At 66.7% G+C, this 23,611-nt stretch carries 15 protein-coding genes; 5 read left to right on the top strand and 10 right to left on the bottom strand.

The window, feature by feature from the left end:
* Positions 1-49: 49 nt before the first annotated feature.
* Positions 50-2,953 carry a leucine--tRNA ligase gene (gene leuS / locus EP7_RS25215; RefSeq protein ID WP_463525006.1) on the bottom strand — a complete coding sequence of 968 codons (2,904 nt, stop codon included), beginning with the start codon at positions 2,951-2,953 and terminating at the stop codon, positions 50-52.
* A gap of 446 nt (positions 2,954-3,399) precedes the next feature.
* Between leuS and EP7_RS25210 the strand changes: the two genes are divergently transcribed.
* Complete coding sequence (locus tag EP7_RS25210; RefSeq protein ID WP_463525005.1) at positions 3,400-4,425, top strand: peptidoglycan recognition protein family protein; 1,026 nt, start codon at positions 3,400-3,402, stop codon at positions 4,423-4,425.
* A gap of 89 nt (positions 4,426-4,514) precedes the next feature.
* Here EP7_RS25210 and EP7_RS25205 read toward each other — a convergent pair whose 3' ends face one another.
* The 5 genes from EP7_RS25205 to EP7_RS25185 all read right to left on the bottom strand — a co-directional run bounded on the left by EP7_RS25205 (position 4,515) and on the right by EP7_RS25185 (position 9,274).
* Positions 4,515-5,084 (bottom strand): NUDIX domain-containing protein, encoded by a 570-nt coding sequence (locus tag EP7_RS25205; RefSeq protein WP_463525004.1) that lies wholly within the window; start codon positions 5,082-5,084, stop codon positions 4,515-4,517.
* 122 nt (positions 5,085-5,206) lie between these two features.
* The gene (sucD, locus tag EP7_RS25200) at positions 5,207-6,091 is read right to left on the bottom strand and encodes a succinate--CoA ligase subunit alpha (protein WP_463525003.1); all 885 of its coding nucleotides are present in this window, start codon (positions 6,089-6,091) and stop codon (positions 5,207-5,209) included.
* A 138-nt stretch (positions 6,092-6,229) separates the two neighbouring features.
* Positions 6,230-7,480: an ADP-forming succinate--CoA ligase subunit beta gene (gene sucC / locus EP7_RS25195; RefSeq protein WP_463525002.1), complete on the bottom strand. Its 1,251-nt coding sequence runs from the start codon at positions 7,478-7,480 to the stop codon at positions 6,230-6,232.
* Between the two features lie 170 nt (positions 7,481-7,650).
* Positions 7,651-8,853, bottom strand: a complete 1,203-nt coding sequence (locus EP7_RS25190) for an FG-GAP repeat domain-containing protein (protein WP_463525001.1) — start codon at positions 8,851-8,853, stop codon at positions 7,651-7,653.
* A 100-nt stretch (positions 8,854-8,953) separates the two neighbouring features.
* Entirely contained in the window at positions 8,954-9,274 is a 321-nt protein-coding gene (locus tag EP7_RS25185) for a hypothetical protein (protein WP_463525000.1), read from the bottom strand.
* A 255-nt stretch (positions 9,275-9,529) separates the two neighbouring features.
* On the opposite strand from EP7_RS25185, the gene EP7_RS25180 reads away from it, so the two are divergent.
* Positions 9,530-10,960 (top strand): sigma 54-interacting transcriptional regulator, encoded by a 1,431-nt coding sequence (locus EP7_RS25180; RefSeq protein WP_463524999.1) that lies wholly within the window; start codon positions 9,530-9,532, stop codon positions 10,958-10,960.
* A 72-nt stretch (positions 10,961-11,032) separates the two neighbouring features.
* Positions 11,033-12,175, top strand: a complete 1,143-nt coding sequence (locus EP7_RS25175) for a VWA domain-containing protein (RefSeq protein WP_463524998.1) — start codon at positions 11,033-11,035, stop codon at positions 12,173-12,175.
* Between the two features lie 27 nt (positions 12,176-12,202).
* On the opposite strand, the gene EP7_RS25170 is transcribed toward EP7_RS25175, so the two are convergent.
* The 3 genes from EP7_RS25170 to EP7_RS25160 form a co-directional block, all read right to left on the bottom strand.
* On the bottom strand, positions 12,203-14,038 hold the full coding sequence (locus EP7_RS25170) for an adenylate/guanylate cyclase domain-containing protein (RefSeq protein WP_463524997.1): 1,836 nt from the start codon (positions 14,036-14,038) through the stop codon (positions 12,203-12,205).
* Between the two features lie 111 nt (positions 14,039-14,149).
* Positions 14,150-14,575 carry a hypothetical protein gene (locus tag EP7_RS25165; RefSeq protein ID WP_463524996.1) on the bottom strand — a complete coding sequence of 142 codons (426 nt, stop codon included), beginning with the start codon at positions 14,573-14,575 and terminating at the stop codon, positions 14,150-14,152.
* Positions 14,576-14,640: 65 nt separating this feature from the next.
* Positions 14,641-16,686 carry a heme-binding protein gene (locus EP7_RS25160; protein WP_463524995.1) on the bottom strand — a complete coding sequence of 682 codons (2,046 nt, stop codon included), beginning with the start codon at positions 16,684-16,686 and terminating at the stop codon, positions 14,641-14,643.
* A 285-nt stretch (positions 16,687-16,971) separates the two neighbouring features.
* Between EP7_RS25160 and EP7_RS25155 the strand changes: the two genes are divergently transcribed.
* Both EP7_RS25155 and EP7_RS25150 read left to right on the top strand, forming a co-directional pair.
* Positions 16,972-18,897 carry a hypothetical protein gene (locus tag EP7_RS25155; RefSeq protein WP_463524994.1) on the top strand — a complete coding sequence of 642 codons (1,926 nt, stop codon included), beginning with the start codon at positions 16,972-16,974 and terminating at the stop codon, positions 18,895-18,897.
* A gap of 119 nt (positions 18,898-19,016) precedes the next feature.
* A complete protein-coding gene (locus EP7_RS25150) occupies positions 19,017-22,889 on the top strand; it encodes a hypothetical protein (RefSeq protein WP_463524993.1) in 3,873 nt (1,290 codons plus the stop codon).
* Here the strand turns inward: EP7_RS25150 and EP7_RS25145 are convergent.
* Complete coding sequence (locus EP7_RS25145) at positions 22,846-23,457, bottom strand: hypothetical protein (protein WP_463524992.1); 612 nt, start codon at positions 23,455-23,457, stop codon at positions 22,846-22,848. The genes EP7_RS25150 and EP7_RS25145 overlap by 44 nt on opposite strands.
* Positions 23,458-23,611: the final 154 nt, after the last annotated feature.

Here is a 23,611-nt window from a genome sequence, read left to right as displayed (position 1 = left end):
CGGCTTCGTTGGCCGTGGAGGAGATGTGAACCGAGGGCGGGGGGCAACGTCAGCCGACGACGAAGTTGACGAGCTTGCCGGGGACGACGATGACCTTCCTGATGGTCTTGCCCTGGAGCCACTCGGCCAGCCGCTCGTGCGACCGCGCGGTGGCCTCCAGGTCCTCGGGCGTGATGGCCGAGGGGACGGTCAGGCGGGCGCGGAGCTTGCCGTTGACCTGGAGCGGGATCTCGATTTCCTCGTCCACCAGCAGGCCCGGGTCATACGTGGGCCAGGGCTGGTAGGCGAGGGTCGGTCCGTGGCCCAGCAGCTCCCAGAGTTCTTCGGCCAGGTGCGGGGCGTAGGGGGCAAGCAGCAAAGTGAAGGCCTCCATGGCCGCCTTCGGGCGGGTTTCCTGGCCGGTGAACGCGTTGACGAACTCCATCAGGCGGCTGATCGCGGTGTTGAAGCTGTGGCGCTCCAGGTCGTCCGTCACCGCGGCGACGGTACGCGCCACGAGCTTGGCCTGCTCATGCGTCAGCTCGGCGTCAACGACCCGGAAGTCGAGGCGGATCTCGTCGGCGTCGGAATCCACGACCATCCGCCAGGCGCGTGCGAGGAAGCGGTAGACGCCCTCGACCCCCTTCATGCTCCAGGGCTTGACGGCTTCGAGCGGTCCCATGAACATTTCGAAGAGCCTGAGACTGTCCGCGCCGTATTCCTTGACGACGTGGTCGGGGCTGATGACGTTGCCCCGGCTCTTCGACATCTTGTGGGCGCGGGCATCGATGCGGATCGAGGGGTCGTCGACCAGGACGAAGCCCTCGCCCTTCTTGACGACCCTGTCCTCGGTGAGCTTGACCGTCTCGACCGGCCGGCCCTTGGCGTCGACCTGGATCTCGTCGACGAGTCGGACGGTTGCCGAGCTCACCCAGGCGCCGGATTGGTCGCGATAGCCGGTGTACTCGGTCTCCCCGAGGATCATCCCCTGGTTGACCAGCTTCTGGAACGGCTCCATGGTGCTGACCAGACCGTGGTCGAAGAGGACCTTGTGCCAGAACCGCGAGTAGAGCAGGTGGAGGACCGCATGCTCGGCGCCGCCGACATACAGGTCGACCGGCATCCAGTAGCGTTCCTTCTCGGGGTCGAAGGGGGCCTGGTCGTTCTTGGGGTCGAGGTAGCGCAGGTAGTACCAGCACGAGCCGGCCCACTGCGGCATGGTGTTGGTCTCGCGGCGATAGGCCTCGGAGTAGTTGACCCACTCGGTCGCCTTGCCCAGCGGCGGCTCGGGCCGCCCCGAAGGGCGGAAGTCGGCCATCTCGGGGAGCACGACGGGCAGCTCGTCGACCGGGACGGCGTAGGCCTTCAGGCCGTCTGGCTTGTCCAGCAGGATGGGGAAGGGCTCTCCCCAGTAGCGCTGACGGCTGAAGAGCCAGTCGCGGAGCTTGGTGTTGACGGTCTTGCGGCCCAGCTTCTGCTCGGTCAGCCAGTTGGCCATGCTGGCCTTGGCCTCGGCGGTGGCACGGCCGTCGAGGTCGATCTCGGGGTTGCGCGAGTTGAGGGCGCGGCCCTCGCCGCCGAAGGCCACGGGGAAGAGCCCCGGATTCCTGATGTAGTGGGCGCGCCAGGCGTCGACGGTCGAGTCGCCGTCGAGCCCCTCAGGCGCATGGGTGTCGATCCAGGCATCATCGGGCAGGACGACGGCCCTGATGGGGAGGTTGAAGGCCTGGGCGAACTCGAAGTCGCGCTGGTCGTGCGCCGGCACGGCCATGATGGCGCCGGTGCCGTAGCCGAGCAGGACGTAATCGGCGATCCAGATGGGAACCGGCTCGCCGCTGGCCGGATTCACGGCGTAGGCGCCGGTGAAGACGCCGGTCTTGGTCTTCGACAGGTCGGTGCGGTCGATGTCGCTCTTGCGGGCGGAGGCCTCGCGATACTCGTCGACGGCCGGCCGCTGCTCGACGCCGACGACGCGGTCGACGAGGGGGTGCTCGGGGGCGAGGACCAGGTAGGTGGCGCCGAAGAGGGTGTCTGGCCGGGTGGTGAAGACGCGGACGACGTCGGGGCCGGCGGGCTCGGGGAAGCCGTCTCCCTGGCGGAGGATCTTCCAGTTGTCGTAGCCGCCCGGCGTGACGGTGGCCAGGGCGAAGTCGAGCTCGGCCCCTTCGCTGCGTCCGACCCAGTTGCGCTGCATGTCGCGGATGGCCTTGGACCAGTCGAGCCCTTCCAGGTCGTCGACGAGCCGGTCGGCGTAGGCGGTGATTCGCAGCATCCACTGCTTCAACGGCATCTTGACGACGGGGTGGCCGCCGACCTCGGACTTGCCGTCCTGCACCTCTTCATTGGCGAGCACGGTGCCCAGCGCGGGGCACCAATTGACGGGGATCTCGGCGCGGTAGGCCAGCCGCTTCGCGTCTTGATAGGCGGCCGCGTCGGGCGTGCCGTCGGGAATGGGCAAGTCGGCGATGGGGCGACCCTTGCCCTTGCGGGGCTTGCCGCCGGGGTCGGTCCAGGCGCAGTCGGGGTCATACCAGGTGTCGTAGAGCTTCAGGAAGATCCACTGGGTCCACTTGTAGTAAGCGGGGTCGGTGGTGTCGACCTCGCGGTCCCAGTCGTACGAGAAGCCGAGCGACTTGATCTGGCGGCGGAAGTTGTCGATGTTCGCCTGGGTGGTCTCGCGCGGGTGGGCGCCGGTCTTGATGGCGTACTGCTCGGCGGGTAGGCCGAAGGCGTCCCAGCCCATCGGGTGCAGCACGTTGAATCCGCGCATCCGCTTATAGCGGCAGACGATGTCGGTTGCGGTGTACCCCTCGGGGTGGCCGACGTGCAGGCCGGCGCCGCTGGGGTAGGGGAACATGTCGAGCACGTACAGCTTGGGCTGATCGGCCACGAGGTCGCGCGCGGCGAACGTCTTGTTGGCGTCCCAGTAGGCTTGCCACTTGGGCTCGATCCGCTGCGGGTGGTAGCTCGGCATGGGTGCAGGCCTTCGCGTCGCGCGGGGGCCGGTCGCGCGGGGCGCGCCGGGGGCGAGACGCCTCCTCCGCTGTCATCGATGTGAGTCGCGCCCGGGTCGACGGGGGGTTGGCGCGATGGAAGGGGACAGGATAACGCGCCGGGTGGCGGCCTGTCATGAGGAGTGGCGGACGGCAGGTTTGAACGATTGACAAGAAGGGCGTGTCAAGATGACTTCGGGTCGTCGGTCGGCGGGGCCTGGGTCTTGAGGGGAATCGGAAAATTTTCTTTCGATTGCCGACCTATCGTCCAATCGGGGTGTAGACTTCAGTCGAATCCAGGATTCTGGCGGCGGACTTTGAAGGTTTTTCGTCGGGGGCTGGCCTCCTGATTGCTCTAGGAAGTTCCGTCGCGAGAGTCGTCGCCTCTCGAACAAATTCCCCGTGTGTTCCGACCGGAGATGCCCTCATGGCCCTCTTCCAGATGGCCGCGTCCGCCCTGCGCGCCGTACCGACCTGGATGTCCGCCCCCGCCGGCCTGGCGGCCGCCTGCCTGATCATCTCCGGCCCGGGATGCAGCCACAAACGCGCCTCGATGCGTCCGGTGTATATGGGTGCCCCCGCCGCGGTGGCCGCCCCGTGCAACGTCCCCGGCGGCTGCGGCGACTCGCCTGTCGGCGTCTCTTCGGGCGTCACGACCGTCGTGCCGGGCGACGCCGGGGAGTCCTCCACGGTCGTCGAGCCGTCGATCGGCGGGCTTGAGCCGGCCAACGCGGTGCCCGAATCGCCGCCGGCCGCGTCTCGCGGGGGCTCCACGGGCGAGCCGTCACTTGACGCCAAGGTGGCCCCCAGCAGCGGCACCAGCGACAACGACGTGATCCCCAAGATTGACGAGCCTCGCCCCGAACTGGTCCCCCCCAGCGCCGCCCGCTCGTCGAAGCGGCGTACGACCGCCGCCAAGCAGCGCAAGCTGACCCCGGCCGAGGTGGTCCGCCCGCTGGTCAACGACCCGGGCGACCTGTTCGCCCCGCCCAAGGCCGACCGGCCCTGGAAGTATGTCGTGCTGCACCACAGCGCCCACAGCGAAGGCGGTCTCGACCAGATCGACCGCGAACACCGCAAGGCCCTGGGCTTCGACGGCTGCGGCTACCACTTCGTCATCGGCAACGGCACCGACAGCCCCGACGGCCAGATCGAGGTCGCCCGCCGCTGGGCGAACCAGAAGGGGGGCGTGCACACCCGCAACGCCCGTGACCAGCGCATGAACGAAGACGGCATCGGCATCTGCCTGGTGGGCGACCTGGACGACAAGCCCCCCACCCCCAAGCAGATCGCCGCCGCCAAGGCGCTCGTCGCCTACCTGACCGACCATTACAAGATTCCCGCCGACCACGTCGGCACCCACGCCGACCTGTCCGACAGCCCGGCCGCTTGCCCCGGCAAGCACTTCCCCTCGCAATCCATCCTCGGCGTCCGCGGCATCGCCTCCCGCTGAGCAACTCGCCTGCTTTTCAAGCCCGAGCCGCGACCAATGGCCGAGTCGAGACGCCCGCATGGCGACTCGGCCCGGCCTTCGCGTTTGGTCTAGCCGGTCAACGGCGGAGTTCCGCGGCGGACGGCCTCGGACAGCAGGGCGATGAGGGACATGGAGTCGGTGATCCGGCCCTCCTTGACCATTGCCCAGGCCTCGTCCCACTCGACTTGGCGGACTTCCAGGCGCTCGGTCCCCTCGGGGGAGCTTTCGCCGAGGGTCAGGCCGGTGGCGCGGAAGAGGTAGGCGACCTCGTCGCTGACGGAGTTGGAGAGGTGCGAGGTGGCGATCGGCTCCAGGTGGGCGGCGACGAGGCCGGTCTCTTCCAGGAGTTCGCGGCGGGCGGCCTGCTCGGGGGTCTCGCCGTCGTCGGCGCCCCCTTCGGGGATTTCCCAGGAATAGTTGCCCAGCGGGTAGCGATGCTGGCCGACGAGCCAGACTCGCCCCTGGTCGTCGACGGGCAGTACGCCAATGGCCGTGTGCTTGAAGTGGACGACGCCGTAGATGCCGGGCTGGCCGTCGGGCCGGGTGACCTGGTCTTCGCGGACGGCGATCCAGGCGTTGTCGTAGATGGGGCGGCTGGACCGGGTGGTCCAGGGGTTCTCGGCGTCGGGCGTGGACATGAAGGTGTGCTCGCGCCGGCGATCGGGGGGTAGGGCGGTCGACCCCCGGAATGTGGACCGGGCCGGTTGCTCGGGAGGGTGCCAAGCAATCGGCCCTGGATTGGTCGAGGAGACGACCTTGCTCAGCCCGCCTTGAGGGCGGCCTGGAGGGTGATGCCCATGTCGGCGGGGCTCTTGGCGACCAGGATGCCGGCGGCCTCGAGGGCGTCGATCTTGTCGGACGCCTTGCCCGACCCGCCGGAGATGATGGCGCCTGCGTGGCCCATGCGCTTGCCGGGGGGGGCGGTCTGGCCGGCGATGAAGGCGGCCATCGGCTTGGTGAACTTGCCCGAGGCCTTCAGGCCCGCGGCCTGCTCCTCGGCATTGCCGCCGATCTCGCCCATCATCAGGACGGCGTCGGTGTCGGGGTCGTTCTGGAACATCTCCAGGATGTCGGAGAAGCTCGACCCGTTGATGGGGTCTCCGCCGATGCCGACGCAGGTGCTCTGGCCGATGCCCAGGCTGGTGAGCTGCCAGACACCTTCATACGTGAGGGTGCCCGACCGGCTGACCAGGCCAACGCGGCCCGGCTTGTGGATGTAGCCCGGCATGATGCCGATCTTGCACTGCCCAGGGGTGATGACGCCGGGGCAGTTGGGGCCGATCAGGCGGACGTCGGGGTGGTGGGCCTTGAGGTAGGCGACGGCGCGGGCCATGTCGAGGACGGGGATGCCCTCGGTGATGGCGACGATGAGCTTGATGCCGGCGTCGGCGGCTTCGAGGATCGCGTCGGCGGCCCCGGGCGGGGGGACGAAGATCATGGTGGCGTTGGCGCCGGTGGCCTTGACGGCCTCGTCGCAGCCGTCGAAGACGGGGACGCCCAGGGTGGTGTTGCCGCCGCGGCCGGGGGTGACGCCGCCGACGAGGTTCGTGCCGTAGTCGCGGCACTGTTCCGAGTGGAACGCCCCGGCCTTGCCCGTGATCCCCTGGCAGATCAGCCGGGTGTTCTTGTCGACGAGGATACTCATGAAGGCGTGCTCATCTCGGGCCGGTCTGGGACTTGGGTCGGTAGGTCCGGTGTGCGATGCGGTGGCTCGGGCCGGGGGCCGGATCTGGATGGACGCCCCCCGCGGGTCTCGCCGGGGGCGTCCTCGCGTGGCTCGGGCTCAGGCGGCGCCCTTGGCGGCGGCCACAACCTTCTGCGCGGCCTCGGTCAGGCCCGTTGCGGTGATGATCTTGCGGCCGCTCTCTTCCAGCATCTTCTTGCCCAGCTCCACGTTCGTCCCTTCCAGGCGGACGACCAGGGGGACGCGGAAGTCGATCTCATCGTAAGCGGCCAGCAGGGCCGCGGCGATGATGTCGCACTTCATGATCCCGCCGAAGATGTTGACCAGCACGGCCTTCACGTTCGGGGTGCCCAGCAGGATGCGGAAGGCTTCGAGGACCTGGTCCTTGTTGGCTCCGCCGCCGACGTCGAGGAAGTTGGCGGGATCTCCGCCGTGGTGCTTGATCAGGTCCATGGTGCTCATGGCCAGGCCGGCACCATTGACCAGGCAGGCGATGTCGCCGTCGAGGCTCACGTAGCTGAGGCCCGACTTGCCGGCACGCAGCTCGTTGGGGTCTTCCTCGGCGACGTCCAGCAGGGCGGCGATGTCCTTGTGGCGGAACAACGCGTTGTCGTCGAAGTTCAGCTTTGCGTCGAGGGCCAGGACGTCGCCCTTGTCGGTGACGATCAGGGGGTTGATCTCGGCGAGCGACGCGTCGGAGTCGAGGAAGAACTTGACGAACGACTTGAAGAGGACTTCGCCCTTCTTGGCGCTGTCGCCCTTCAGGCCAAGCGACCGGCTGACCTTGCGGGCCTGGAAATCGGCCAGTCCGAGGCCGATGTCGACCGCCTCTTTGTGGATCTTCTCGGGGCTCTCGAAGGCGACGGTCTCGATCTCGACGCCCCCCTCGGTGGAGGCCATCAGGACGGCGGACTTGGTCTCGCGGTCGACGGCCAGGCCGAGGTAGAGCTCACGCACGATGTCGTGGCCGACCGTGATGAGGACCTTGGAGATGAGCTGGCCGACTGCGCCGGTCTGGTAGGTGACGAGCGTCTTGCCCAGCAGGCCCGCGGCGGCCTTCTTGGCGTCGTCGCGGGTCTTGACCAGCTGCACGCCCTTGGCCATGCCGTCGGGCCGGGGCAGCTTGCCGCTGGCGATGAGCAGGGCGTTGTCGTGGTCGGCATCGGCGTCGATGGCGACGCCTTTGCCTCGCCCGCCGGCGTGGACCTGCGCCTTGACGACGATCAGGCCGCCGCCGAGCTTGTCATAAGCCTCGGCCGCCTCATCGGGCGTGGTGGCGACGATGCCGTCGGGCACTGCGACCCCGGCGGCCTTGAGCAGGTCCTTCGCCTGATATTCGTGGACTTTCATCGGGAGCTTTGGCCTTCGGGGGTCGGGTGCGTCTCGTCGCGGCGCGGCGGGGCCGTTGGCATGCGGGCTTCGGTCGGGCCTTCGTTATACAAAAGCCGGGACGCCCGTTCCAGGCCCCCGCAGATCGGCGAGGGTTTGGAGGGGCGTCCCGGATCGAGTTCGAAGCCCGATCAGGGCTTGTCGCCCAGGTTCTCGAAGTAGTAAAGGCCGCTCTTTCCGGGGCAGACGAGGTCGAGGTCGCCGTCCTTGTCGATGTCGACCGCGGTGACCTGGAGGCCGGTCCCGGCGGTCCCGGCGGGGAAGTCCTTCTGGGCGTCGCGCTTGCCCCCCTCGGCGGGCGTGTCTTTATTGGCCGGCTCGCCCTGGAAGACGACGTGCTTGGTCCAGGCGCTGGTGGCCTTGTCGAAGCGGTAGTAGCCGACGACCGACCCTTCGGTGATGCCCGGCTCGATCTCGTGGGCGTAAACGCGCTTGCCGGTGATCAACTCGTCGGCGGCGCCGTCCCCGTTCAGGTCGGCCCATTGCAGGACGTGGACCGAGGAAAGCTTGGGGTCGATCACGGCCTTGGTCCAGGTCCGGCCGCCGTCTGTCCCTTTGCCCTGCTTCAGCCAGAAGAGCCCGAAGTCGTGGCCGTTGCCGTAGACGACGTCTGAGAGACCGTCGCCGTCGACGTCCTTGGCCAGCATCTGGATCCCCGCGGTGCCGGCTTCCCACTCGGGGTGCCAGGTCCAGGTGGCGTTGACGGGGTCGGTGGGCGCTTCGAACCAGCCCTTGGGAGTGAGCAGGTCCACGCGGCCGTCGCCGTTCACGTCGCCCGAGCCGACGCCGTGGCCGGCGGCCTTGGTGCCGAAGTCGAACTTGCGGAACTTGGGGCTGGGCCCTTTGGTCTCGAGCTGGTACCAGGCGACGGTGTTGACCGTGTTGGGCAGGATCTCGGGGATGCCGTCGCCGGTGAGGTCGACGAGGACGGCGGCCTCGCTGGGGCCCGGTACGTCGATCTCGTGATAGGCCCAGGGCTTGCCGGGCTCGCCGGGGTTCTCGACCCAGCCGACGTTCTTGGAGAAGTAGGCGCAGCTGATGAAGTCGATCTTGCCGTCGCCGTTGACGTCCATCGGCAGGGTGGAGAAGCAGTTGTAGTAGGTGCCCATCTTGGCCACGTCGCGGACCGGGAACTTGGCCCAGTCGGGGGCCTTGTACCAGAAGGCGCCCGAGACGATGTCGAGCTTGCCGTCATTGTCGACGTCGAAGACGCCCGCGGCCTCGTAGGGGCTGGAGGCGTTGACGTCGTGCTTCTTCCACTTGGGCTCGGCGGCGTCGGCCGGGCCGGCGAATGCGGCAGCGGCGAGGGTCATCAGGCTCAGTGCGCGTCTCATGCGTCGGGGGCTCCGATCGGGCTCGCCGGGATTGTTTGATTTCCCGATGGTGCCCGGTCGGCGGCCCCGGATCAAGCGTGGACCTGCCCGGTGCGGGGCCTCAGTCGTCGTCGGAACCGTCGTCCGATCCGTCGTCGTCGTCCTCGTGGATCTCCCAATCGAGGCTCTTGGCGGCCGTGGCGAGCGCGGCCAGCGCGACTTCCGGGTCCTGGGCGTTCATCTCGAACAGGATCGCCTCCAGGCCCGATTCTTCGTGGGTGGCGAACCCGCGCAGGCCGAGGGCCGGGATTTCGAGCCAGGAGGCACCCGGGGGCTCGGGGACGATCGCGGCGAACTGGCCGAGATCCTCGAACGCCTTCGCCCAGTCTTTGAGCGTCCGCTTGGGGGCCTGCACGGCGGGGATGGCCAGCCATTCGATCATCGGCGAGAAGCTCCGCGGTCGGTCGTGTCTTCGGTCGAAGTCCCAATCATTCGCGGACGGACGCCCGGTGGGAAGGGGGCCGCGGGCGCCGTTGGCGGCCTTCCGCACGGATCGGCGGGTGCCTGGGTTCGTTGACATCCCCTGGACGGGTGCCTAGCATGACCGTGTGACTCGCTCTCGCCCGAATCGAAGGCGCGGGCGGCCCTTCTCGCGTCCAAGGGGGCCGCCGGGCGAGCATCCGGAGATTGCAAGCTTATGGCGACGGATCGGCCCAAGACCCTCGGTGAGTTGCGGGCGAGCGGGTATCGAAGCGTGCCGGTCAAGGACGAGATGAGGCGCAACCTGATCAGAAAGGTGCGCTCCGGCGAGACGCTGTTCCCCGACATTCTCGGCTATGAAGAGACCGTCGTCCCGCAGATCCAGAACGCGATCCTCTCGCGGCACGACATGCTGTTCCTCGGCCTGCGCGGCCAGGCCAAGACGAAGATGCTGCGCCAGCTGGTGAACCTGCTCGACGACGCCATGCCGATCATCGAGGGGTCGGAGGTCAACGACGACCCGCTGGCGCCGCTCTCGGCCGTGGGCAAGGACAAGGTCGAGTCGCTGGGAGACGCGACGCCGATCGCCTGGGTCGGCCGTGACCAGCGCTACCAGGAAAAGCTGGCGACCCCCGACGTGACCATCGCCGACCTGATCGGCGAGGTGGACATGATCAAGCACGCCGAGGGGCGCTACCTCTCCAGCGAGCTGACCATGCACTTCGGCCTGGTCCCGCGCACCAATCGCGGCATCTTTTGCATCAATGAGCTGCCCGACCTGTCGCCCAAGATCCAGGTCGGCCTGTTCAACGTGCTGGAAGAGCGCGACATCCAGATTCGCGGCTACCCGATCCGCCTGACCCTGGACCTCTGCATGGTCTTCTCGGCCAACCCCGAGGACTACACCAACCGAGGCCGGATCGTCACCCCTTTGAAGGACCGGATCGGCTCGGTGGTGCGCACGCACTATCCGCTGACCCTTGAGCTGGGCATGGCGATCAACGACCAGAATGCCTGGCTCGACCGCGGCGAGACGGGGCGGCTTGCCTTGCCGAACTACGTCAAGCAGGTGGTGGAGGAGGCGTCGCGACTGGCCAGGACCAGCCCGCACGTTAACCAGGCCTCGGGCGTCTCGGTCCGGATGTCGATCGCCAACCTGGAGAACGTGGTCTCCAACGCCGAGCGGCGGGCGCTGCTGAACGGCGAGTCGTGGATCGTCCCGAGGGTTTCCGACCTGACGCACGCCACCCCCAGCTCGCGCGGCAAGCTGGAGCTGACGATGAGCGAGGACGACGCGCAGGAAGACAAGCTCATCGGCCGGATCGTGGGCGAGGCGGTCAAGAACGTGTTCGACATGCACCTGAACGCCAAGGACTTCCGCGCCACGGTCGACTACTTTGAGAGCGGCAAGGGCTTCGAGATCTCCGACACAGAGCCGGCCTCGGCGATCCTGGAGCGTGCTGACAAGGTGCCCGGCCTGCGGAAGAAGGCCGACGAGCTGGCGCGGGCCCAGTTGCCCGACCTGACCGAGGGTGACGCCCGCGACGCCGCCACGGCCAGCGCCGTCGAGTTCATCCTGGAAGGCCTGCACGTCCACAACAAGCTGAACAAGGCCAGCAAGACCGGCGGGGCCTCGTACAAGCGCTGAGCCGGCACCGCGGTCAGAATGCGGCGTGATGCGATCCGGTCCGACAGCTGAGCAGGAAGGACACGCCCCGCGATGCCCCGATATGAATATACCCAGTGGGACGGCTCGCAGGATTTCCAGTCGCAGTCGGCCGACGCCGCGTTCGACCAGATCGCCGATTACATGCTCCAGTACGGCGACCAGGTCCTGCGCAATCTGGACGAGTTCGACAACGACGACATGCCCGAGATGCTCGACCTGATCCGCAAGGAAGGGTTGATCGAGAAGGACGAGAAGGGGCAGTGGCAGGTCAGCCCCAAGGGAATCCGCCGGATCCAGGAATCGTCGCTCACGCACCTGTTCCAGATCTTCCGCAAGGACGGCGCCGGCAAGCACGAGACCCCGCAGAAGGGGGACGGCAGCATCCGCCACGAGGATTCGCGGCCGTACGTCTTCGGCGACAGCATGGCGAACCTCAACCTGCACGAGACCCTGAAGAACGCGATGGCCCGCCAGGGGGCCACCGCGCCGATCAGGCTCCAGCAGGACGATTTCGTCGTCCACGAGATGGAGTATCAGGCCCGCTGCGCCACCGTCCTGCTCATCGACATGAGCGGATCGATGAGCCGGTATGGCAAGTATGCCATGACCAAGAAGGTGGCCATGGCCCTGCAAGCCATGGTACGCGGGCAGTACGCCCAGGACTGGCTGAAGATGATCGGCTTCTACACGTATGCCACGCCGATGACCGAGCGTGAGCTGCTGAACTCGGCGCCCAAGCCGGTGAGCATCTACGACAGCCGCGTGAACCTGCGATACAGCCTGGACGAGCCACCCAAGCGGGTCCCGCAGCACTTCACCAACATCCATGCCGGCCTGAAGCTCGCCCGCAACATGCTGGGCAAGCAGGCGGCCGCGAACAAGCAGATCATCGTTATCACCGACGGAGAGCCGACGGCTCACCTGGAGGGTCGCGATGTGGTCCTGATCTACCCCCCCGCGCAAAAGACCGCCAGGGCCACGCTGGAAGAGGCCCGCCGCTGTTCCGCCGCGGGAATCCGAGTGTCGAGCTTCGCCCTGATCGAGGATTACTTCTACACGAGCCTGGTGAATTTCGTCGAGGAGATGGCCCGCGTCACCAAGGGCGTGGCCGCCTACTGCGGCTCGGATGACCTGGGGAAGGTTGTGCTGGATAGCTTCGTCGACGGCCGGAAGACGCGGCGGACGGGCCGATAGGCAAGTCATCGCCCGGCACGTCCCGCGTCATTTGCCGGGCAGTTCCATGATCGGGTCGTATTTGCTGGGGTCGACCATCGCGTTGACCACCCGCGAGAGCAACACCAGCGAGGGGCCGTCGCCGGCGAACTCGAACTGGAGCGCGCCCAGGATGCGGGCGGCCGGGGCCAGCTCACCGCGTTCGAAGTGGACCAGGGCCGCCTCGTATTCGTGCTTCAGCCTCGACCAGTTGGGCGTGGTCCCACTGTCGATCTCGTAGAGATCCACGGGCGCCTGGATGTTGACCACACGCACCTTGCCCAGGCGGCGGACGGCGAAGTCGTCGCCCACGCCGGCCTGGGTCATGCCGGTGACCAGCAGCCTGGTGCGAAGGTGCTTGGTGGCCCCCTGAACGCGGCTGGCGAGGTTCACGGTATTGCCCAGCGGGCCGTACTTGAACTTCTTGGTGGATCCGGTGTTGCCCACCCGCGCGATGCCCGTGTTGAGGCCGATGCCCAGGCCGATTTCGCGGTCGATCCCCGCCGTTCCTTGCCAGCGCCCGTTGATCGCGGGAAGCTGGCCGAGCATGTCCAGGGCCGCCTTGCAGGCGAGTTTCGCGTGCTCGGGCTGCGCGCAAGGTGCCCCCCACATGGCCATCAGCTCGTCGCCGATGTAGTCAACCAGCACCCCCTGGTGTTCGAGGACGCAGTCGGACAGGGCACTCATCACGTCGTTGATCAGATCGACGGTCCGCGTCGGGCCGAGCCGCTCGCTGAGGTGGCTGAAGCCGCGGATGTCGGCGAAGAGGAGGGTGACCTCGCTGTCTCGGCCGCTGAGCAGGTCGGGGTGGGCCTCTAACTCGCGTGAAAGCTCGGGCGTGAAAAACTGCTCGAACCGCACCCGGGCCGCGACAACGGCGACTTCCTGCTCGCGCCTGGCCAGGCTATTGGCCACGCCCGAGGCCAGCAGCTCGACCAGCATCGCATCCAAAATGGAGATCGCGTCTTCGTCGTCGGACGAGCAGGATGCCCCGCGCTCGCCGTAGACGATTCCGATGACCTCGCCGTTGCAGTCGAGGATCGGGGCGGCGATGACCGACTCGAGCCCCTCAAGGCTGGCCGAGGAGTCGGAGTCGGGGATCTGCCAGAAGGTCCGCTTCTCTGCGAGCACCTTGCGGGTGACGGACCGGCTGGGCTGGAAGTCGGGCCTGGCCTGGAGCATGGCCGGCGAGATGCCGACGGCGACCGTCTTCCAGTCGCCGTCGTCCAGCAGCAGGACCCGGCCGGTGTCGAGCCCCGCGACGTCGACGATGGCCTGCGCCGCCTGCTGAAAGAACTCGCCGGCGTTGCCGCCGCTGAGCAGCACGTTCATCGTGGCCGAGAGCCATCGGACCATCGACTCCAGGTCGCTGGATGGGGCCGCGGGCCTGCTCAGGATCGAGGGCTTGGGCCTCGGCGAAGCACCACCGCCCGGTATCATGGTGGCCTCGGCCAGGGCGTTAATCACCCCAACCTCTTCGACCTCGGGAGCCTGTGCCCGCACCGCCTTGCGGCCCAGGAAGAAGACGAACGGGAGGGGCAGATCCAGGGGGGCGGACTGGGGCCGCAGGTCGCCCCGGCCCTCGATGCGCAAGGGGGCATGCGAGCTCAGGTTCGTCAGCCGGGCCCATCCGTCGCCCAGCGGTTCCAGAAGCACATGCCTGCGCGAGACGTTCGACTCTTCCAGGCCGGCGACGATGAGCCGGTAGCGACCGGAACGCCCCACCTTGCTGTAGGGCCCCTCTTCCCCCGCGCCCTGACGGCCGAGCTCCACCGGCTTGACGAATTCGCCCTGATAGACGGGGACCTGGGCGTCGTAGACGCGGATCTCCAGCGAGTCCTTCATCGACCGGCACCTCGGCGGCTAGGCATCGATTGACGGGGTGGGCACCCCGCCGACGGCCCGAGGGCCACCTCTTTAGAAAGGCATGATACCAGGCGAGGTGCCGCCCGGCGATCAGTGCTCCGCCGGCTCGTGGTGTTCCCGCACCTTCTCGATGGCGGGCTCCAGAATCTTGGGGCCCTCGGTGGCGTACGGCCCGCCCGAGCCCTGGCGGAATCGATGGCTGAAGCCCAGGTTGACTCGCGGGCGGAAGAGACCGCGGCCGGTATAGTCCCAGCCGAACGTCCCATCGTCGGGGCGGGGGGCGTTGCCCCGGCGATGCAGGGGCCACCCGCCGCCGACGTAATAGCCGCCATAACTCGGCGTGATCGAAGGCGCCGCGTGGGGCGACACGCAATGGGGGTAGCCGGCATCGCGCTCGGACTGCACCCGCGGGGCCTTCACGTGCCCTCGACCTCGCTGGGCATCATCGGCCGAGGCACGAAGCGCGATCGCCCCGATGGCGGCCACCACGATCAGGACCAGGCGGGGGCGGCGCATGCTCGGGGCCTCGGGTGAAATCGCTTGCGCGACGACGTCTCGGATCGACCCCTCTGCTATCGGCATCAACCCACGTTCGGGTTGCGGTTGAATTTCTGATATGGCAGACGGACCCCACGGACGAAGACCTGATCGGCCCTGGGGACGGTCGCCGGGGTCCTGTATCCGAGGGAGGCCGAGAAGGTCACGTCGTCGTCCTGGTCCACGCCGTCGCCGCTGACGCCCAGGCCCCCCACGATGACCTTGTTGCCGTGGCCATCGTCCTTGTAAAGCGGGCTGCTGCCTGGGAAGAAGATGACGCCGTTCTGGTTCTTGGGGTCGGTCTGGGCGTGAAAATTGGCCTGCGGGTGGAACGCGGCGTATCCCTGGACGCTCTGGAACGCCGAGGCGGGCAGGGCGGCGCCGATCGTCTGACCCGTGGTCGTGTTCACGCCGCCGTCTTCCAGGATCGAGAACGGCCCCGGCGGATAGCCCTCGATCCCCTCGGGGAACCGGGGCAAGGCCAGGTAGCGGATCGTCCTGGCCGTGAACGCCGTTCCCACGGGCACGGTGGAGCCAACCTGATCTTGAGGTTGGAGCTGCGCCGGGTCGTCGTAGTACGACACGTTGCGTGCCTTGGCCACGGCGACGTCGAACGAGAAGACGACGGAGTCGGTCATCCGGTACAGGCCGAGGACCTCTCCGGTCTTGTCGGTGACGGCGAAGACCATCCGCGTGTGCCTGTTGATCGGCAGGCGGATCGCCGACCGAGTCATGTTGGCACGTGCGATGCCCTGCGAGACGATCGTCTCGACGTCGGCGGCCGTCAAGCTGCCGTCCTTCGAGTCATGCGGCGTGACGAGCCAGCCGTCCGGCACGACGCGGCCGGCCTTGACGGTGACACCCGGATCGGTGGTCACCGGCAGGTTGGTTCCGCTGTTGGGGTTGCCGGTGCCGGCCTTGACGCCGATGCGTTTGATGTAGCGCAGCAGGTTGCCCGGCCCCAGGTTGCCATGCGGGCCGATGACGTCGAGCGTGACGCCCACCAGGTCGATCCGGCCGAATGGGAGGTCGAACCCCGGCAGGGCGGGCACTCCGCCGAGCGTCCCGATGGACAGCGGGAGCTTGAGCTGACGCGCCGCGGCCTTGCTGCCGCCGACCGCCGCGAAGCCGATGAATTCGGCCTCGATCGACCGGTCTGGCTTCCGGTCGTCGTAGCCGAAATCGTTCAGCATCGAGTTCTCGGCCGTGGCGAAGCCGGTCGTCCCCGGGAAGAAGACACCAATCCCGCCCACGGCGGCGCCATTCTTGAAGATCGGGATCCCCCCGGGCAGCGTCGCGATCCCCCGGTTCTGCCCCGAAGGCAGCAGCCCTGAGATCACGCCGTAGGAGTCGGGCGGAACCAGCCGCAGGTCGATGCCCGGGCTCGTGTCGGTGGGAGGAGTGAAGATATTCGCTGGGATATTTTGGTCGGCGACATTGAATCGGTTGGGCAAGATCAGGTCGTCGGCCGTCCCGCGCAGCCCGTCATCCCCCGCGATGAACGTGCTGTCCCGATTCGTATATTCGATGGCGAACAGGTCCACCTGAGGCGTGAACGGCACGTTGGGCGGGAAGTGTCCCTTGATGCCCACCGGGGCGATGAACCCGGGCCCGGCCAGCGTTGAGTTCGGGTCCTGGATGTTCGGGTCCGACTCGATCACGCGTTGGGTGTTGGTCGTCTGGCTGATGAACTGGACCAGCCTTGACGTGAGGGGCGACTGGTTATTGCCGAAGAAGGCGGCGGTCCTGGCCAGGCTCAGGGCCCCGTCCACGGCGAAGACCATCTTCTCGGTGTCGCCGGTGATCGCTGTCGAGACCCCCGCCTCGGACCGCACCCCCAGGACCCGCCCGCCGCGATCGACCACCGCGATGATCGCGTCATCGGACTGAGAGGCCGCCGCCGCCCGGCTCAATAGCTGCTGAACCTCGATCGTGGTGAGAGTTGCACTCAGGTTGGCCGGGTCGGTGCGCGACGCGGCCCCTCTGGCATTGGCGCCGCTGAGCATCGTCCGCTGTTCGCACGCCTCGATCGAAGGGACGCAGCCGCGTCGGATCCTGCCCATGCCGAGCTTCGATGCGACGCTAGCCATCACGCCTCCCCTTCGTCCCCGGATCCAGACCAGGGCGCAGTCCATGCCCCGACCCCTTTCGATATCGGTCCGGAACCGGGGTTGGCTTAATCGCGATAACCGCGACTGCTGCGGGAATCGGTAAAATCGCAAGAATCGGCGCAGGCCTCAAAGTTTCCCTGCGTTGTGTCCGATTGAACATCCAGGCGCTTCGGCCTAGCAAGGCAGACATTTCGGGATCCAGGGGTGCGATGAATGGCGCGGTGGACACGGTGGATCTGGCGAAGCCTGCCGCGAGCCATCGCGTTGTCCTTGCTCCTGGCTCCGGAGGCGATCGCCCAGGCGCCTGCTGCCGCGCCCATACCGCCGTCCGTCTCGCTGCCCGCCATCGACCCGCTGCCCGATCTCCCGGTGACTCCGCCTGACCCGGACGACTCAGCCGAGATCGCACCCGACCGGCCCGCCCCGGGGCCGCTGCTCGAAGGGCTTCGCACGCCCGACGAGATGCTCGTGGTCCCGCCCGGGACCTTGATGCTGCTCCCGCCGGATGCCTTCCGCACGCCGGTTGACCTGCCCAATGGGTTTGCGGGCAAGTCGAGCATCATCCCCCGCGAGGCCCAGGAGACGGCCGACTTCGTGCCGGTGGAAGACCGCTGGCGCGTCGGCTTCCCGGCCTGGGATCGCTATGGCAAGGGGAAGGGGAGCCTCGAAGATATCCCCTATACGGTCGGTCGCTGGTATGACCCGTATAATCAGAATTTGCTCAAGGGTGACTTCCCCATCATCGGCCAGCACACCTTCCTGGATGTGACGGCCACGAACCTGATGGTCTCTGAGTTTCGCCGTGCGCCGACCCAGACCGGTGCGTTCGAGAGCACCGCACGAGCGGGCCAGTTCCCCTTCTTCGGCCGGCCAAACCAGTTTGGCTTCTCCAACTTCAGCCAGGTCTCCTTCAATCTGTTCCACGGCGACACGGCCTTCAAGCCGGTCGACTGGCAGATTAAGGTCACGCCCGTCTTCAACGTGAACAGCGCCGCGTTCAGCGAGCTGGCACAGGTGAGCCCCAACGTGCTGCAAGGCACGTCGCGTAACCGGACCTTCTTCGCGCTCCAGGAATATTTCGCGGAGGGGAAGCTGACCGACCTGAGCCCGAACTTCGACTTCGCCTCGGTGCGCGTCGGCTCGCAGTTCTTCGTCAGCGACTTCCGCGGCCTGATCTTCGCCGACGTCAACCGGGCCGTCCGCCTCTTCGGCACCCGCAACGGCAACCGAGACCAGTTCAACCTGGCCTACTTCCGGCAGGCCGAGAAGGACACCAACAGCGGCCTGAACTCGTTCTATGATCGCAACCAGAATGTGGTCATTGCCAACTACTACAGGCAAGACTTCATCTGGCCCGGCTACACGTCGCAGCTCAGCTTCCACTTCAACAATGACAACCCATACTTCCGCTTCAGCAAGAACAGGACCCTGGTGCGACCCGACCCCGTGGGCATCTTCCAGACCCACCGGGTCGACGTCGCCTACCTGGGTTGGACGGGCGACGGCCACATCAATCGATTCAATGTCAACCATGCCCTCTACTGGGCCTTCGGTCGCGACAGCATGAACCCGCTGGCCGGCAAGCCGCAGAACATCAGCGCGATGCTGGGCGCCATCGAGCTGTCCTACGATCGCGATTGGATGCGGTTCCGTACCGCGTTCCTGTACGCGTCGGGCGACAAGGACATCAACAACAACAAGGCGACCGGGTTCGACTCGATCCTCGACTCCCAGGTCTTCGCCGGCGGCATCTTCGCCACCCTCCAGCGCCAGGCGTTACCCCTCTTCGGTGTCAATCTCGTGAACAACGGCAGCCTCCTGCCAGATCTGCGGGCCAGCAAGATTCAGGGGCAGAGCAACTTCGTCAACCCGGGCCTCATCCTCTTCAATCTGGGCCAGGACATGGACCTCACGCCCAAGCTGAAGATGATCAATAACATGAATTTCGAGTGGTTCGACAGCACGAATGTGCTCGAGCAGTATCTCTATATGGGGAATATCCACCGCGGCATTGGCGTCGATATTTCCAGCGGATTCGAGTATCGGCCCTTCCTCAGCGACAACTTCGTCTGCGTCCTGGGCGTGACCACGCTGCTTCCCGGCCTGGGCTTCCGCAACCTGTACAGCAACTTCGGAGAGCAGGTCGACCCCCTCTTCGCGGGCTTCACGGCGATGACGGTCAGCTTCTGAGCGATCCTGACGGCACGGTCGCGATTGACCAACGGGTTTAATTGTGCTCCACTGCCGCGCCTCGCACTTGCGGGGAAGCTGCGCCCGCTCCCGACGGTCGACACGGAGGTCGTCCACACATGCCCCCCTGCGCCTGCATCCGGACCGCCCTGGCGGCCCTCTGTCTCGCCCTTCTCCCATCCTGGGCGTACGGTCAGGGGCATGGATTCCACGACAGCAAGACGACGGGAACCGACCCGTACCCGCTGCCTCTCGGGTTGGCCGGGGTCGACCTCAACAGGCAGAGCGACGTGGCCCTCGCGTCCAAGAGCAACGGGTGCGTCAGTTGCCATCAGGGATCGCACGACCCCCACCTGAAGGCCACCGTGCGGCTCGGCTGCACCGACTGCCACGGCGGCAACGCCTCCACCGTGAACGTCAACGAGGCGCATCCCATCTCGCGCATGCCCGAAGCCTGGCGAAACGGCTCGGGCAATCCCGTCCGATCTTATACGCTGCTCAACCACGAGTCGCCCGAGTATATCCGGTTCGTCAACCCGGGCGACCTGCGGGTCGCTCATATCAGTTGCGGCACGTCGGGCTGTCATCCCAATGAGGTGATGCAAAACCGAAAGAGCATGATGACCCACGGGGCCATGCTCTGGGAGGCGGCCCTATATAACAACGGGTCATTCCCCAAGAAGCGGGCGCAGTTCGGCGAGAGCTACAGCATGAATGGCGTGCCCCAGCGCATCCAGACGGTGCCGCCGCCCACGCAGGATGAGATCGACCGCAAGGGGGTTCTTCCCTATCTCGACCCGCTCCCGCAGTTCGAGATCACCCAGCCCGGTAACGTCCTGCGCATCTTCGAACGCGGCGGCCGAGGCAGGCCGGAGACGGGAATTCCCGACATCTTCGAGGATCCGGGCCGTCCTCGCGTCCGTCTGAGCAATCGCGGCCTCGGTACCCTGAACCGGACCGACCCCGTCTTCATCGGCCTGCAGAAGACGCGGCTTCTCGACCCCACGCTCAACTTCCTGGGCACCAACGATCACGCGGGCGATTATCGGTCCAGCGGCTGCACCGCCTGCCATGTCATGTATGCCAACGACCGATCCCCGGTCCATTCCAGCGAGTCCTATTATCGGTTCGGCAACAAGGGGACGAGCTTCTCGACCGACCCGATGATCCCCAAGAATCAGCCGGGCCACCCCATCGAGCACAAGTTCATCACCGCCCCGCCAACCAGCCAGTGCCTCACCTGCCATATCCATCCCGGCACGACCGTGATGAACAGCTATGTCGGCTATATGTGGTGGGACAACGAGACCGACGGCGAGCTGATGTATCCCAAGAAGGCCAAGGACCCGACCGCCGAGGAGATCGTCCGCGCGGCGATGTCCAACCCCGACGAGGCGTCGGCCCGCGGCCTCTGGTCCGACCCCAAGTTCCTGGAGAACATCACCTCGCTGAATCCCTACCTCAAGCACACCCAGTTCGCCGATTTCCACGGCCACGGCTGGGTATACCGGTCGGTCTTCAAGCAGGATCGCAAGGGACAGCTCCTCGACAGCAAGGGCGCGGTCATCGACGACGTGACCACCGCCAAGCTGATGGCCGCGATGCTGCCGCCGACGAAGCAAGAGGTCGAACACGGCAAGGACGAGACCCGACCCGACATCCCGCTTCACATGATGGATATCCACATGGAGAAGGGGATGCACTGCGTTGACTGCCATTTCCAGGTGAGCGCCCACGGCAACGGCAAGCTCTACGGCGAGGTGCGCAACGCCATCGAGATCGGCTGCAAGGATTGCCACGGCACGGCCAGCGAGCGGCCCAATCTCAAGTCATCGGGGCCCGCCTCCCCCGAAGGTGGGATGGACCTGGCGTCATTGCGCACTCCGTTCGGCAGGCGCAGATTCGAGCGACGAGGGGATGAGATCATCCAGAATTCGATGGTCGAGAAGGATCGGTCGTGGCGCGTCGTGCAGACGGTCGACTCGGTCTCCCCGGGGCACGTCGATTACAACGCCAAGTCGCACCTGGCCAAGACCGTCCGGTTCGACCTCAACTCGCCCGAGAATCGTCTGATCTGGGGCGATCGCCCCCGCAGCGTCGATGGGCTCGGCGATGCCAGCCAGTGTGCCCATCGCGACGAGCAGATGAGCTGCATCTCATGCCACTCCGGCTGGAATCCGTCGTGCTACGGGTGCCACCTGCCGCAGAAGGCGAACATGAAGATGCCGGACCTGCACAACAGCGGCGACGTCTCCCGCAACTACGTCAATTACAACTTCCAGACCTTGCGCGACGACGTCTATATGCTCGCCCGCGATGGCGACGTGACCGGCAACCGCATCGGCCCGGCGCGTTCGAGCTGCGCCATCCACGTGGGCTCGTATAACGGCAACCGCGAGAGCATCTACGTCCAGCAGCAGACGATCTCGGCCGAGGGGTTCAGCGGCCTCTCCTTCAGCACCAACGTGCCCCATACCGTACGCGACGCCGGGGCGCACGAGACCAAGATGTGCACCGACTGCCACGTCTCGGGCAAGAATGACAACAACGCCATCATGGCGCAGCTGCTGATGCAGGGGACCAACTACCTCAACTTCATCGGCCGCTATGCCTGGGTCGCGTCGGGCGAGCATGGCTTGCTCGCGGTCGAGGCCACCGAGCGCGACGAGCCGCAGGCCGTCTTCGGCAGCCACCTGCACAAGCTCGCGTTCCCTGATCGGTATGCCAAGCACGTCGAGGAGGGCCGCGAGCTGCACGAAGCCCACCGCCATCGCGGTTCCGATGTCGCGCAGGCGTTGCTCCATCCGTTGCAAAAGGCCGAGGTCCTCTCCGTCCAGATGCGAGGGGAGTATGCCTACGCCGCCTGCGGCGAGGGGGGCCTGCGCATCTTCGACGTCGCGTTCATCGACAACAAAGGGTTCTCCGAGCGCACGACCACCGCTCCTGTCTCGCCGCTCGGCCAGAAATTCTTCGTGAAGACCATGTACGCCACCGCCGTCGCTGCCCCCTCCACCCTGGTCCCCGACCCCACGCGCACGCATCTTCCCGAGAACAAGGAAGGGCGCGTGCACCCGATGTACGGGTCGATCTACGTGGCAGATAAGTATGAGGGCCTCATTATCGTCGGCGCCGCGACGCTGCTCGACGGCAACCCGCTCAACAACTTCCTCAAACGCGACGTGACGTTCAACCCCGACGACATCCTCAAGGGCGCCCGCGGCCTCACGATCGTCGGGACCTACGCCTACATCTCGTGCGACGCCGGCCTTGTCGTCGTCTCGATCGACGACCCGTCCAAGCCTCGGGTCACTTCGGTCGTCCCGTTGAATCATGCGAAGGCCGTCGCGGTCCAGTTCCGCTATGCGTTCGCCTGCGACGCGGAAGGGGTCAAAGTCCTCGACGTCACCGACCTGGCCCATCCCCGGCCCGTCGCCTCCCTCCCCCTGGCCGACGCCCGAAGCGTCTATGTCGCGCGAACGCGTGCCTACGTCTCCGCCGGCAAGCAGGGGCTCGTCATCCTCGACGTCGAGAACCCCGAGCGGCCGTTCATCGAGCAGGTCTATGACGCCGCGGGGGCCATCAATGACCTGAATGACGTGAAGCTGGGCATCACCTACGTCAGCGTCTTCGCCTACCTGGCCGATGGCAAGAACGGCCTGCGTATCGTGCAGTTGACCGGCCCCGAGACCCCCGGCAATGACGGCTTCACCCCCAGGCCCACGCCCCAGCTTGTGGCCACCTACAAGATGCCCCGAGGCGGCAATGCACTCGCGGTTTCTAAGGGGATGGACCGGGACCGCGCGGTCGACGAGAGCGGCAACCAACTCGCCGTCTTCGGCCGGGTCGGGGCCAGGCCCCTCAGCGGCGAGGAGCAGCGGCGGATGTACTTGCGCAACGGCAAGGTCTGGACGGTCTCCGACGACCCGACCGATCCCATTTACAGGCGGATCACGCCCCCCTCAGAAGCCTCATCAGCACGACCAAAGCCGTGAAGATGACGACTGCGATGAGGGGCCAGGCAATCCAGTGGGCCTGCTCGTCGTGGGTGGCGTTTGGGTCCGGCTCCAGGTCATCCCAGGCGTCGTCCAGGTCGTCGTCCGGGTAGCGCGGGGGGGCCCAGCTCTGCGCCAGGAGGATGCGGGCCTCGTCCTGATAGGCGAGCGGGACTTGCAGTTTGATCCCACCCGTGGCGCCGCCGTAGGGCTTCATGGCCCCCATTCGCGCCCCTTCCAGGAACGTCGGCACCCCCTCGGCCTCCAGACGGCTCCGTCGCGTCTCGGCCTCGTAGGGCATGTGGTATACGCCGACGGTGACGAGCCGCAACCCCTCCGGAGGGACCTCGGTTATCAGCGGACCTGGCGCCGAATCGACGAGCGCAATCTCATGCTTGGGGCATTCGAACCCGGCCGCCTGCGGCCAGAAGCTCTCGCAGACTTCGCAATAACCCTGAGGCTGGAGCGAGTCTCCGCACTGGCTGCAAAGGCCCTTCCCTCGCTCGTCCCGAGCGGCGCGTCGGCAGCGGGGGCAGAACAAGGGTGGCTTTTCGGCGGTCGAGTGCATGGTGTGGCCTCGGGGCGAGGCGTCTCGCGCGTGAAAGCGGAGCCGCATCATCGTCCCATTCTAATCGCACCGCCCGCCGGGACCAAGCCTCGGCGGTGATGCGAGCCAGGCGCACGGCGACGCGAGGGGGAGAATTACGGCTCCGCCCTCGCGC

This window comes from Isosphaeraceae bacterium EP7, from assembly GCA_038400315.1.
Taxonomy (GTDB): domain Bacteria; phylum Planctomycetota; class Planctomycetia; order Isosphaerales; family Isosphaeraceae; genus EP7.
The sequence above is the reverse complement of the archived record's forward strand: the minus strand, read 5'-3'. Positions and strand labels throughout refer to the sequence as shown.